A 12,658-nucleotide genomic window follows, 5' to 3' on the forward strand; every position below is an offset into this window, starting at 1 on the left:
GCGCCGAAAGCGTGCGTGGTGCGATCATCGCACTTGGCGCAAAGCGAATCGGCCACGGCGTGCGCTGCCTGGAGGACCCGGAGGTGGTTTCGATGCTGGTCGACCGCGGGATTCCGATCGACGTATCGCTGACATCGAACCGACTTCTCGGTGTGGTCGAGTCGGATGCGAGCCATCCTCTACTTGACTTGATCGCCGCGGGTCTGATGGTGACTCTCAACACGGATGACCCAGGACTTTTCCGCACCACCCTGACCGACGAGTTGGCCCTGGCCGTCTCGGTGCACGGGCTGACTGGGGCGGACCTCGCCGAGCATATGAAAGTCGCCGCTCGCAATAGTTGTCTTCCCCTGGATCGACGCAGGTCGTTGGTCGCCGAGATCAACGCCTACACCGAGTAGATACCGCACAAACACCGCGTCCGCAGTGGCCTCTTGCGCTAGCCACGACCGTATACGGCATGGAATAGCGCAAGAGTTAGGAGCGCCTGTTCGGCGTGGCTTCTGGCGCCAAATATTCCCGTATACGGTATGAGATAGCGCAAGAATCCAAGGCAGCCCCTGGAAGGTCAGGTCGTGATCGAGCGTTCGTGCGACAAGATGCGATACGACTCTGCGTTTAGATCAACTCGCAACAACTCTCCGTGATGTGTGCAGGTCGCGTCTGGCAACTCACGTGTTACGAAATCTCGAATGTTTTCGGTGTCTCCGGCCGCGTAGATGTAGCGGCGCGCGGCGCGCAGCGCTCGTTCGAGGTGCTGCGTCCCGGACGGCCCGATCGCCACAGCTCCGACCGTACCCGGGCCGAGTCGTTCGAGGCGCTCATGTCCGTCGAGAATCTCGCGGTCTCGAAGTTGATCGGACAGATCTGGCAAGCCGAACTGGGCAATTCTCTGCACCTCGACGTCCGCATCGATCAACGCCGCCATTGCCCCAAGGCGTCGCTTGGGAGCGCTGTCTTGGGGTATTTCGACGTTCCGAACTATTTCAATGAGATCGTCGACCCGGTGGTCGTAGGTGTGGTGACCGAGCGCCCACTGCCGAGCGTCTTCAGCAAGACGGGCCATCTTCTCCGGTTGGGCCATGACTCTGTGCACCTGGCCGACGACGTCGTCCTCCAACACAAGGTAGTGCTCGCGTTTGACGATCAGGTCGGTGCCTGGCAGATCGTCGGTGATCAAGATCGCTCCTGACCCGACCGACTCGAGCACCCTCATGGTGATTGGGTAGTGCCTCGTGCCTGCCTCGTTGATCACCGTCTTTGCGTTGCCGTAGATGTCCGCCATTTCCCGCGCGGACACATCAGAGACGAACGCGGTTTTGTCATCACCTAGCGCATTTTCGAGAGTTTCGACAAGCTGCTGCCTACGGGCGTAGGTTCCACCCTTGCGCCGCAGCTGGCCACCGACCATCGAGACTGCGTACTTGCGTTCAGCCCACGGAATCGAGGCGTCGACGAGTTCGGGTGCGAGTCCGAACGTGAATCTGTGTATCGGCACCGGAAACCGGTGCGCCAGATGCCAGGAGTGTGCCAGCAGTACTGCATGTGCACCGTAACGATCAACGAGGCGGAGGTTCGTGGCGACGTGGTGTTCGCCGTGGTGCACCCAAAAAAGTACCGGGATGCCGGGATTTGTACCCATGACTGTCAGCGCCGGGTACGGACCTTCGACAAACACCACCGCATCGGTGGCTGTAGGAACGGCGTTCCAATCAATCTCGTCGGTGTGGAGGTCGACGGTGATGCCTGCACGGACCATCGCAGCTTCTAGGTACTTGCCGGGATTGGTGTCCGTCTTGCGGAAACAGAGCGCAATGCGGAGATCGCGATAACGCCCTGGTTCGGGCACGCCGGCGTCGCGCACGTCGGCGGGGGTGATGTACGGACCGCCCGGCCCGGCGGGTGAGACGCTGAGTTGGGGGTTGTGGGGCGCGAGGTCGACAAGGTCGCGCGGCCCGGCGTTTTCCCATCGAGGATCGCGCGCGACGGTCGCGTTTGTGCCCACGGCGGCCGCCGCAGCAATCGCGACTTCCGCCAGCGAGGTTGGGTAGATGATGTCGGGGTTTGTCGCCCTCACAGCGTCTACGAGGTGTTTGTGATGCATCAGCCGCCGCATTGATTTGGTCTGTGCCCGGCGCAGCAACGTCCGTAGCTTGCCCTTACCTTGCGGGTAGCGCGTCGGCACGAGCTTGAGCGTTATGCCGTCGTTTTCACAATCGGAGCGTTTTCCGCTGGCAACTACGACAACGGAGTGGCCCACGCTGGCGAGACTGAACGCAAGAGTTCTGGCTCGGGGGTCGTTGCAGTAGCGGCCGATTGCGACCAGGGTGATCCGCATAATGCGCGATGGTAGCGCGGCTGTATTTCGAGGACCCATCCGACGCTGCCTAAGAACAGGCCTCGCTGCTTGGTTGCTCCGGAAGGCCATCAGCACGCGCCAGCACTTCGAGTCGCCGCCCCACAGCGAACGGGATCGGACGATGGATCGGCCACGAGGCTCGGCCAGCTAGCGTATTTGTCAGCATGCTCAACCACTTGGACAAAAGATGACGGCTCGTTGGACCGGTGCCGAGAACGACTATCGGGGCATCCTCGGGCTCGAAATGTCGCGTGACTGCAAGGTCGCAGTCGTCATTCCGGCATTTGAGCGCCCGGACGTTTTGTCGCGATCGCTTGCTGGTCTTCTGGGTCTCGGTGATGTTGGTGTGAACGAGGTTGTCGTCGTCGATGACGGTTCCACTGCTGACCTCGAAAGTGTCGTCTCCCTGTACTCCGACGTTTTGCCCATTCGGTTCATCCGACAGGAGTTCGACGGATTTGGTGCCGGGCGCGCCCGGAACCTTGGTGCCCAGCAGACGGAATCTGATGTGATTCTGTTTCTCGATGCGGACTGTATCCCAGCGCGGGGCATTGTCGAACGGCATCTGCGTTGGCACAATCGTGTCAGCAACGCGGTAGTAGTCGGGTCACGAGTCGACATCGACGAAACGGAGTGGACGACTGAACGGCTTCGCTCTGGTGGGATCGCGCCAGACCAGGTCGGGCAGACAACGGACCCATGGGGTGGGATTTCGGTGAGCGACTGGAGAGCTTCTTTCTACCGAGGAACCCGCCGGCTGCTTATCGCGGATGGCGCATTTCGGGCGTGTGTCTCGAACAACCTCAGCGTGTCGCGAAGCGCGTTTGACGCCGTTGGAGGTTTCTCAGACGCCTTCACCGCGTGGGGCGGAGAAGACACCGAGCTTGGTTGGCGACTCTTCCAGGACGGAAACTTTGTGGTTCCCGAAGAGGGTGCAGTAGTTTTTCACCAGGTGCACGGTGAGGACCAGGATGCCGGTGCCGACAGGCGTGCAACGTCGCGGAATCTGAACCGTGCGTTGATGGCAGATCTGATCCCTAACCGGATGTATCGCAGTCATCCGGGGTCCACGTTCACGGTTCCACAGTTGACTTGGATCGTTTCGGGGGCCACCCCAGAGGAGATCGAAAGCACGCTGCGATGGATCAACGCTGTGGGGTGGCTCGACAACGACATCGTTGTTGTCGGCAGTGACGCAGCAGTCGCACCATGGCTCACACGATCGGCGGCCTCTGGTCGATTCGCCGTGAGATCCGTCGATGGGTCGCCGCAGCTCGCTGATCTTCTTCCGGACGTTCGTGGCGAATTCGTTGCCCTCGTTGGGCCGTTCGACGCAGCCGACAAGTCTCTGCTCGGTCGCACGATGAAGAGATTCGACGCCGACCCGCGTCTCGCGTTGGTCCAGGTTCCCTATGTGGACGATAAATCGTCAACCATCAGAAGGGTCGGTGATCTTCTCGCCTTCGACCAGGCGCAAGGCTTTCCGATGTTCTGCGTCGTCCGCCGCCGGGCGCTTGCGAAACATCCGAGGCAGATCACCGTCGTCGACGCAGTTGCCGCGGTGTCGGGTACCGAGCGTTCCGGGCTTATTAGCAATCCGAAGGTTCGTGTAGAAGGCGACCTCTCGGGTGGCTCTCCCTCACTGGGGATTGAGTCTGCAAGACGTCTCGGGCCGAAAGAACTCGCTCGGATGGCGAAGGCAAAGGTAGATCGATCGCGCGTCGAAGGGGCCGAGTCGAAGCCCTCACCGGAATTGCTCGGAGTTTCGTACGTTGGCTTCACCGGCAAGGACAACCTCGGTGATGAGGCGATCCTGCAAGCCATCCAGGGATTGCTACCAGGGTTGACAATAGAACGAGATCATCCGGCTCCCGCGGCGATCATGGTTGGTGGCGGTACAATCTTGAACGGGAACAACTACTACCTCACACGGATGATGCGGGAGGACCGTCCGGGCATCCTCAGGTTCGTTTTCGCACCGGGTGTCCGGGATCCCGATTACTGGGGTGTTACCGAGCCGATGGAAGATTGGTTTTCGTTTTTCCGGTCCGCTGAGCCGTTGACGGTACGCGGCCCAGATTCCGCTCGCCATCTGAGGACTTTGGGGTGGAAGGGAGACATCGTGATGATCGGTGACCCTGCCCTGTCGTTGGCCCGTCCAGAAGTTGCAGAATCAGCGGATCGCGTGATCGTTGCACCTCTACACACCGGTGGAAACCTTCACGGCGGCGATGACAGTGCCGTGTTGGCCGCGCTCGCTCAAGAGATCGATCGCCTCACAGCCGACGGTCTTCAGGTGACGCTGATGGCGTCCTTCCCCGGCGACGACCGCTGGATTCTTGAAATTGAACGTTTGATCAGTGGTGGTCCGGTGGAGTACATGGCTGGGTACGCCGACCGCGACGCAGCGCTCACTCTCATTGCCCAGGCTCGGCTCGTGATCGGCGAGCGGCTGCATGCTTCGATTCTCGCCGCAGCCATGCACACGCCGTTTGTTGCGCTTGAGTACCGCCCGAAGGTTCTCGACTTCGCCCGTTCGATTGACTGTGAGCAATACGTTGTTCGTACCGATGCTATCGATCACCTCTCGCAGACTGTCGATCTTGCATTGCGCGACGAATCGGCGTTTCGGTCGCATCTCGCAGAGGAGGTTGCTCGTCTTATTGAGATGCAACGCAGCCACGCCGAGATGATCGCTAAAGCAATGGCTGCTAGCTAACCGACCCCGATTTGGATTCTGGCGCTTTCTCATGTGATATACGGTATGAGAAAGCGCCAGAATCCAAAGTGTCGCGTATCATGGAACGCATGAAACCCAGTGTTGTCATTGTTGGTGCCGGATCAATGGGACAGATCCTTGCCGAGGGGCTACTGCGCGCCGGATGGGAGACAGACACCGTCCATCTCGTTGCCCGGCGCGAGGAACGCGCCGCTGAAGTTGAGCGCCTAACCGGGATCTCCACCACCCTGGACGCCGCCGCAGCCGTCATCGGCAAAGAGGTCGTCGTTCTCACAGTCAAGCCGAAGGACGTGGCGGCGACCTGCAAGTCCATCCGGGAAAGCCTCACATCCGATCAGGTCGTGTTGTCGGTGGCCGCCGGCGTTCCGCTCAGTGTGTATCGTACTTTGCTGCCCGATGTGGCGATTGTCCGGGCGATGCCGAACACCCCAGCCGCCGTCGATGAAGGCATGTCGGCATTCTGCGCGGAGGCCGACACGTCGTCCGATGCCCTCAAACTCGTCGAGGCGGTGCTCGGCGCCGTCGGCGAAACGATTTACCTTTCCGAAGACCTCATGGACGCCGTCACCGCCATCTCCGGCAGCGGTCCCGCGTACGTCTTTCTGCTTGCCGAAGCCCTCACCGAGGCCGCTATTAGAGAGGGCCTGCCACACCACGCCGCGGAAAAACTGGTTCTGCAAACGATCCGCGGGGCGGGGTTGCTCGCCCATACTTCTGACAAGAGCGCTTTTCGGTTGCGGGCTGAAGTTACGTCGCCGGGCGGGACGACGTCCGCTGCTCTGCACGTTCTTGAGAACAGTGGGTTCCGCACCTCGATCGAGGACGCGGTCCGCGCCGCGGCGCAACGGTCCCACGAACTGGGTGTCGCTGCAGCCGAACTCATCGACAACGACTAACAAACCAGCCCTGTGGGACGGCCCAAGCTCGGTCACGCCACTGCGGTGCAGACCGGTGTCCAGGAGCGGGATCGCGGCGGAGCATCCCCGGTCTCCTCAGCAGGCTCCAGGACCGCCAGCCGGAATTATGTCACCGACGACGGTACTGTTCGGGGGCACACGATCCGGCAGGGAGTTCAGGCAGTGGGTAGACGGATGACGCGCAGCGGTTTCGCTGCGCTTTTGGTGGTAACCCTCATTGCGCTGCCCGCTGGGACGGTTCTCGGTGAGACGAATGCTTCCGACGTTACTGATGAGGTGCAGCGACAGGGTTTCTTCGTAGAGAGGGGCACGTCGGTCAACGCGTAGCAGGCGGGTAACCTTGTCGCGGCGGCCCGTAACGCAGGGGAGGAACTCTTTCTTGTCTTCCTGGCCGATGAGCCAACCGCCGGCGCGACGTTCTTTGCGGAAAGCGTTGTGAACGACCTACCGTCCGGGATCGTCCTTGTGGTCGCACCTGACACGGTTGGGTATGCCGGCCTGTCGACCCGGGCGACTGAACGTGAACTCTCCTTGGCGCTCGATGACGCCCTCAACATCGGTGGCAGTGACTTTGATGTCGCCTCCACTTTTGTTGGCGCGCTTCCTGGCGTCGAACTGAGTGGTGCGTCAGCGCCGACGTCAACATCCGCCGCTACGCCGGCGACCAGCAGGAGTGGTGGTGGGTCGTGGATTCTTTGGATCATTCTGATCGCGATTGCGGCTGGAGCGTTTTTCCTTTTCCTCAACAGTCGAGAGCCTCGCGGCCGTGAACACCAGGGTTCTGCGCTGGCGAAGGCAAAGGCAAAGGCTGAGGTTGGGCAGATGCTCTCTGCCGTTGCGAACGACATCCTCGACATGGAAGACGAGGTGCGGTCCGCAGACAATGAGCGCGTCGACCGCTTCTACCAGGACGCCAGTGGCACCTATTCCAAGAGCTCTAAGTCGTTCGAGGATGCTACGACTGCACAACAACTCCTCGAACTCTCGAACGACTTAGAGCTTGCCACATGGCAGCTTGACTCCGCCGAGGCGATTCTCGACGGCAACGAACCACCCCGCCGCCCAGAGCCCCGGCGGTTTGAAACCCCGGCGCCGGCTCCGTCTACTACGGGCACCCCGGCCGAGCGTCGCCCTCAAGTAGTGGGAACAAGCCAACTGCCATCGCGGCCGGAGTACAACCGCAGACCCACTCGGCGCAGTGCCGCGATGGGTGGTGGCCTCATGGACCTTCTCAGCGGCGTGCTGGCGTCGGGTGCGTTGACTCGGCTTGGTGGGGGCCGATCCAGCCGTCGACGGCCGCGCGCGCGAGTGTTGCCTACGCGATCACGATCTCGTTCCACGGGAGGTACTGCTACTCGCCGGTCACCCCGTTCTGGTGGCGGGTCCAGGAAAAGAGTTCGCGGTGGCGGCCGACGGAGAAAATGATGGCTGGGAGGTGCAGGCTGTTTTTCGGACGCCATATCCATTCACCTACAATGAACGCGAAACCTGAGGAACGACTCACATGGGATTCTTAAAGAGGATGTGGGGATACATCACCACTTTGTTCCGTACGACGGCCGAAAACGCCATGAATCCGGAAATCGAGATCGAGCAAGCGATCAACGAAGCCAAGAAGAAGGACCAGGCGTTGCGCAACCAGGCGGCGAAGGTTGTTGCCAATCGAACGCTCCTTGAAGGCAAGCTCGAAGACGCTGCCGACTCCGTAGGCGAAGCCCGCGAGATGGCGAAACAAGCCCTCATGCGTGCCGAAGAGGCGAAAGTTGCGGGCGACACAGAGGGGCAGGCGAAATGGACGAAAGCCGCACAGTCCCTAGCCATGCGGTTGCAGGCATCCGAGAACAATCTCACGACGCTGAAGTCGCAGTACGAAACAGCGGTAACTCAGGCCGAGGCTGCAAAGCGTGCTGTGCAGACAAATGCAATGAAGGTTTCTGAGCTCGCGGCCAAGCGCATCGAACTTCTCGGCGATCTCGAGGCCGCCAAAATGCAAGAATCGGTGAACGCTGCTGTGGAGTCCATGTCATCTGTGATGGACGACGATATGCCTTCGTTGAGCAAGATCGAAGAGAAGATCGAGGCCCGCAAAGCCGAGGCTATGGCGAAAGCCGAGCTTCGTGATGCAACCCCAGAGGGCGCCGAGGACGAACTCCGCGAGGCCATCAACATGGCTCAAGCGGACGCCACGCTCGAAGAACTCAAGAAGGAACTCGGTCTCACCAGCTAACGCCGTACCCAGAATCGAATCGTGCGTATGGTGGCCCCGGTTGATCCGGGGCCACTTTCGTCAATGCCTATCCGCGGCAGGCCGTCTGGCACCGCGCGACGATTGCCCTTAGGCGGTCGGCATCGTTAACGTCACACGTTATGGCTACAGATTTAGAAATTGCACGATCGGTTGAGCCGCGCCCAATCACGGACGTCGCCGCCGACATGGGAATCGCATCCAAACACGTTGAGCCCCGAGGCAGGGGGATCGCCAAGATTTCCTTAGGGGCGCTTGGCGACATGCCGGCACCGCGGGCGAAATACGTCCTCGTCACTGCCGTCAATCCGACTCCCTTCGGGGAGGGCAAGACGACAGTTTCCGTAGGTCTTGCACAGGGCTTCAAACTCATCGGCGAGAGCCCGGTCCTGACCCTGAGACAGCCGTCGCTCGGTCCGACATTCGGCATCAAGGGTGGCGCGGCTGGCGGTGGATACTCGCAGGTGATCCCAATGGAGGAGATGAACCTGCACCTCACTGGAGATTTTCACGCGATCACGGCGGCCAACAACCTGTTTTCGGCGATCATTGACAACCACATTCACCAGGGCAACGAGCTAGGGATCGATATCAACCGCATCTCGTGGCGGCGGGTCCTTGATGTCAACGATCGAGTGTTGCGCGACATCGTGACTGGGCTTGGGCCGCGTCTCAACGGCGTTCCACGTCAGACAGGTTTTGATATCACCGCTGCATCCGAACTGATGGCTGTACTGGGGATGGCGACCAGCCTTCAGGATCTTCGCAAGCGGCTGGGGCGGATCGTCATTGGTTACAACCGGGACATGGAACCGATCACCGCCGAGGATGTCCACGCAGCAGGGTCCATGACCGTACTGCTCAAGGATGCATTGAATCCCAACCTGCTGCAAACACTTGAGGGCACCCCTGCGCTTGTTCATACCGGCCCGTTTGCGAACATCGCGCACGGGAACTCTTCGATCGTGGCCGACCTGATTGGCATCCGCGGCGGCGACTATCTCATCACCGAGGCAGGGTTCGGTTCGGATGTGGGCGCAGAAAAGTTCTTCAACATCAAGTGCCGGGCTTCGGGTCTCGAGCCCGACGTCGCGGTGATCGTGACAACAGTGCGGGCGCTGAAAGTGCATTCGGGGAAATTCGCAATCAAGGCCGGAAAGCCGCTACCGGATGAGATGATTGCGGAGAACCCGGACGATGTCCTCGCCGGCGCCAGCAACCTTCGTCGCCACATAGCCAACATGCGTCTGCACGGCGTCGTGCCGGTCGTCGCGATTAACTCGTTTCCGACAGATCATCCATCCGAGCACGCCGCGATTTCCGAGATCGTCGAAGGGGAGGAGGCGGTCTGGGCGATCGCCGAGCCGTTCAGCCGTGGCGCCAAAGGTATGGTGGCGCTCGCCGAGGCGGTGCGAGACGCGGCTGAGGAGGGCTCCGACTTCAAGATGCTGTATCCATCTGACATGCCGCTTGCGAGCAAGATCACAACGATCGCTACGAAAGTGTACGGAGCTGACGGAGCGGACTTCGCCCCTGCCGCGCTCAAGAGTCTTGCAAAGTTCGAAGCAATGGGCCAGGGTCACTTGCCGATCTGCATGGTGAAGACGCAGTACTCTCTCAGTCACGATCCTGGCCTCACCGGCGCTCCGACCGGGTGGACACTGCCTGTGCGTGATGTGCAGCTCGCGGCGGGGGCGGGGTTCGTGCTGCCGCTCACCGGCGCGATCGTGCGGATGCCAGGCCTCGGTAAGAACCCGGCTGCGCACTCGATCGACATCGACGAAGACGGCAACATCGTTGGTCTCAGCTAGCGGTTGAACCCCTGGTGTTGTTGCCGTAGTCGCCAGGTTCGAGATGAATCGTTGCCTGTGGGCGATGCGTCCGCTTTAGCCCTCGGCGAAACGACGACGCGCGCTGCGGGCCGCGCAACGATCGACATACCCGCGACGTTCGGCGATCATGGTCGACCCTGAACGTGATACCAATCGGGTCATGAAAACAGCAGAAGGAGACAGCATGAGCATCGTTGTCATCAACGCAGTAGCCGTCCCACCACAGGCTCGGGAGGGTTTCGAGGCCCGCTTCGCCGCCCGCGCCGCCAAGGTCGAAGATGCCGCCGGGTTTGAAGGTTTTGAGCTGCTCCGACCAGCAGAGGGTCAAGACCAGTACTACGTGTATACGCGGTGGGAGAGTCGGGATGCGTTCAACAACTGGCGGAACTCGCAGGAATTCGACAAGGCACATGCCCCCGACTCGAAGGCGCCCGTCGGCACAGACTCTTCGGTTCTCCATTTCGAGGTGGTGTTCGATGTGCAGGCGAGTTCGTCCTGAGGCGTTAACGCTGATTCTGTTTCCAGACCGAGTGCATGATCGGCAGCGCGAATCTGGGGTTACGACTCGCCTCGGTCAATCGCGGCCGCCTGCCACACCTGGGTAATCGGCATCACCTCGATCAGGTTGACGTTGACGTGGGCGGGCTGCTCGGCCAGCCACGCAATGCTGTCCGCAATGTCCTGGGGTTGCAGAGCCTTTGCTCCGCGGTAGAAATCGTCAGAGCGCTCGACGTCACCGTGGGTTCGGACCACAGTGAACTCGGTCTCCCCCATGCCGGGGGAGAGGTCTGTCACGCGAACACCTGTCCCTATTAGGTCGGTGCGTAGGTTGCGGCTCCACTGACGGACAAATGCTTTCGTTGCTCCGTACACGTTTGCACCGGTGTAGGCCACGGTTGCAGACACCGAGCCGATATTGATGATCGAGGCCCCCGGTCCGGTTTCGACGAGCTGGGGGAGCAGTGCAGTTGTGACGTTCAGCATGCCGACGATGTTGGTGTCGATCATTCTCTGCCAGTCGGTTTTATCGGCCTCCATTGCGCCGAGTACTCCGAGCGCAAGCCCAGCGTTGTTAACCAATGACCTGATCGGGGTGATTGTGTCGGGGAGTGCAGCGATTGCGGTCGCGATCGAGGCCTCGTCGGTGACGTCCATCTGTGCAATGTGGAGCCGGTCGGAGCTGAGCTCTGCAACAAGTTCTTCGAGCCGTTCAGCACGTCTGCCGGTGGCTATCACGGTCCAACCCCGTTTCACCATCTCGTACACTGCCGCCCGGCCAAATCCCGACGTCGCACCGGTGATCAGCATGGTTTTAGGCATCGTCGTTCCTCTCGGTGGTCAAGGTTCAAGCATAGAGAGTGTCCAACGCGAAAACGCAGAGATCGTAGCCGGAGCCAGTGGAGTGCTGCAGCGACCGAATCGTGGTCATCGACACCGTCACCAACGAACAATGGGTAGTCAACACCTTCGCCCGATTCGCGTTCCTGAGCTGATCGCAGATTTCCCTGGACTTGTGGCCTAGGTTTCGTCTGGCTGGTCGACCCTGTGAGACAGCTCGGTAGCGGACTATTGCTCGTTGTTGCGTGCTCGTCTCCGCAACTCCGCGAGGAGGGTCTGGGCTACCACTGTGTCTGGGTTATCAGGGCCGAGGACCCGTTCTGAATCGACAACAACTTGTTCGAGCAGTTCGATCGCCTCATCAACGCGACCTACAGAACGATACAATCCCGCGAGGTTATTGCGGGCGGTGAGCGTGAAATAGTGGTCCAGACCAACGACCCGTGTGGAGTCCACGATCACTTGTTCGAGCAGGTCGATAGCCTCGTTGACCCGGCCCGCGGAGTTGTAGAGGGACGCGAGAGTGTTACGAGCATCAAGTGTGGCTGTTTCGTCTAGGTCGGGAGCCCGCGAGGACTTCGCGAGTGCGGTTTCGAGAACTTCGATCGATTCTCGTTTCCGACCCGCTGCGTCGTAGATCATCGCAAGATTGTTAGCGATGGTCAGGGTCGCTTCATCGCCTGGGCCAAGTAGCAGGTCCAAACCGACAAGCCCCTCCTGGTGAACGACGATGGCTTCGTCAATGCGCCCCGTCGACAGATACAGGGCTGCGAGGTTGTTGCGGATGGTCAAGGATGTGCGATTGCTCGTGCCGAGCTTCCGCTCTGCGTCTACTAGACATTCTTCGAGGAGTCCGACCGCTACTTCGAGGTTCCCTGTGTGGCGATACATCCATGCAAGGGCGCCGCGTCTGTCGAGAGTGTCTCGGTGGTCTACTCCTAGAACCCGCTCGGAGTCCGCGAGTACTTGTTTTTGGAGTTCGATGGTTTCGTCGAATCGACCTACTGAGTAGAAGAAGGAGGCGAGGTTGCTACGGGCCGCGAGCATGTCGGGGTGATCTGTTCCGTGAATTTGTTCGATGTCCGCAAGTACTTGTTCTTGCATGTCGATGGCTTCATCGGCTCGACCAACTAAATAGTAGCTGTAGGCGAGGGCGCGGCGCGCGTCCAGCGTGGCCGGGTGGTTTCTACCTAGTACGCGATCACAATCGCGGATCGCCGAGCCCGC

At 60.4% G+C, this 12,658-nt stretch carries 11 protein-coding genes; 8 read left to right on the forward strand and 3 right to left on the reverse strand.

Annotation, left to right across the window (positions count from 1 at the left end; all coding sequences use genetic code 11):
* On the forward strand, positions 1–401 hold a 401-nt coding region (locus tag IIC71_14250), incomplete at its 5' end, for an adenosine deaminase (protein ID MCH7670344.1).
* A gap of 167 nt (positions 402–568) precedes the next feature.
* On the opposite strand, the gene IIC71_14255 is transcribed toward IIC71_14250, so the two are convergent.
* Positions 569–2,338, reverse strand: a complete 1,770-nt coding sequence (locus IIC71_14255) for a glycosyltransferase family 1 protein (GenBank protein ID MCH7670345.1) — start codon at positions 2,336–2,338, stop codon at positions 569–571.
* A 208-nt stretch (positions 2,339–2,546) separates the two neighbouring features.
* On the opposite strand from IIC71_14255, the gene IIC71_14260 reads away from it, so the two are divergent.
* The 7 genes from IIC71_14260 to IIC71_14290 all read left to right on the forward strand — a co-directional run bounded on the left by IIC71_14260 (position 2,547) and on the right by IIC71_14290 (position 10,592).
* Entirely contained in the window at positions 2,547–5,078 is a 2,532-nt protein-coding gene (locus IIC71_14260) for a glycosyltransferase (GenBank protein ID MCH7670346.1), read from the forward strand.
* Positions 5,079–5,167: 89 nt separating this feature from the next.
* A complete protein-coding gene (locus tag IIC71_14265) occupies positions 5,168–5,995 on the forward strand; it encodes a pyrroline-5-carboxylate reductase (protein MCH7670347.1) in 828 nt (275 codons plus the stop codon).
* 183 nt (positions 5,996–6,178) lie between these two features.
* The gene (locus tag IIC71_14270) at positions 6,179–6,343 is read left to right on the forward strand and encodes a hypothetical protein (protein MCH7670348.1); all 165 of its coding nucleotides are present in this window, start codon (positions 6,179–6,181) and stop codon (positions 6,341–6,343) included.
* Positions 6,344–6,451: 108 nt separating this feature from the next.
* Positions 6,452–7,441 carry a hypothetical protein gene (locus IIC71_14275; GenBank protein ID MCH7670349.1) on the forward strand — a complete coding sequence of 330 codons (990 nt, stop codon included), beginning with the start codon at positions 6,452–6,454 and terminating at the stop codon, positions 7,439–7,441.
* A gap of 79 nt (positions 7,442–7,520) precedes the next feature.
* Positions 7,521–8,243, forward strand: coding sequence for a PspA/IM30 family protein (locus tag IIC71_14280; GenBank protein ID MCH7670350.1), 723 nt, complete (start codon positions 7,521–7,523; stop codon positions 8,241–8,243).
* Positions 8,244–8,383: 140 nt separating this feature from the next.
* Positions 8,384–10,072, forward strand: a complete 1,689-nt coding sequence (locus tag IIC71_14285; protein MCH7670351.1) for a formate--tetrahydrofolate ligase — start codon at positions 8,384–8,386, stop codon at positions 10,070–10,072.
* 205 nt (positions 10,073–10,277) lie between these two features.
* Entirely contained in the window at positions 10,278–10,592 is a 315-nt protein-coding gene (locus IIC71_14290; GenBank protein ID MCH7670352.1) for an antibiotic biosynthesis monooxygenase, read from the forward strand.
* Positions 10,593–10,651: 59 nt separating this feature from the next.
* Here IIC71_14290 and IIC71_14295 read toward each other — a convergent pair whose 3' ends face one another.
* The gene (locus IIC71_14295) at positions 10,652–11,413 is read right to left on the reverse strand and encodes an SDR family NAD(P)-dependent oxidoreductase (protein MCH7670353.1); all 762 of its coding nucleotides are present in this window, start codon (positions 11,411–11,413) and stop codon (positions 10,652–10,654) included.
* 246 nt (positions 11,414–11,659) lie between these two features.
* Positions 11,660–12,658, reverse strand: a 999-nt coding sequence (locus IIC71_14300) for a tetratricopeptide repeat protein (protein ID MCH7670354.1), incomplete at its 5' end; no start/stop codon positions are given.

Source organism: Acidobacteriota bacterium (assembly GCA_022562055.1).
Taxonomy (GTDB): Bacteria; Actinomycetota; Acidimicrobiia; order Spongiisociales; family UBA5794; genus BMS3BBIN02.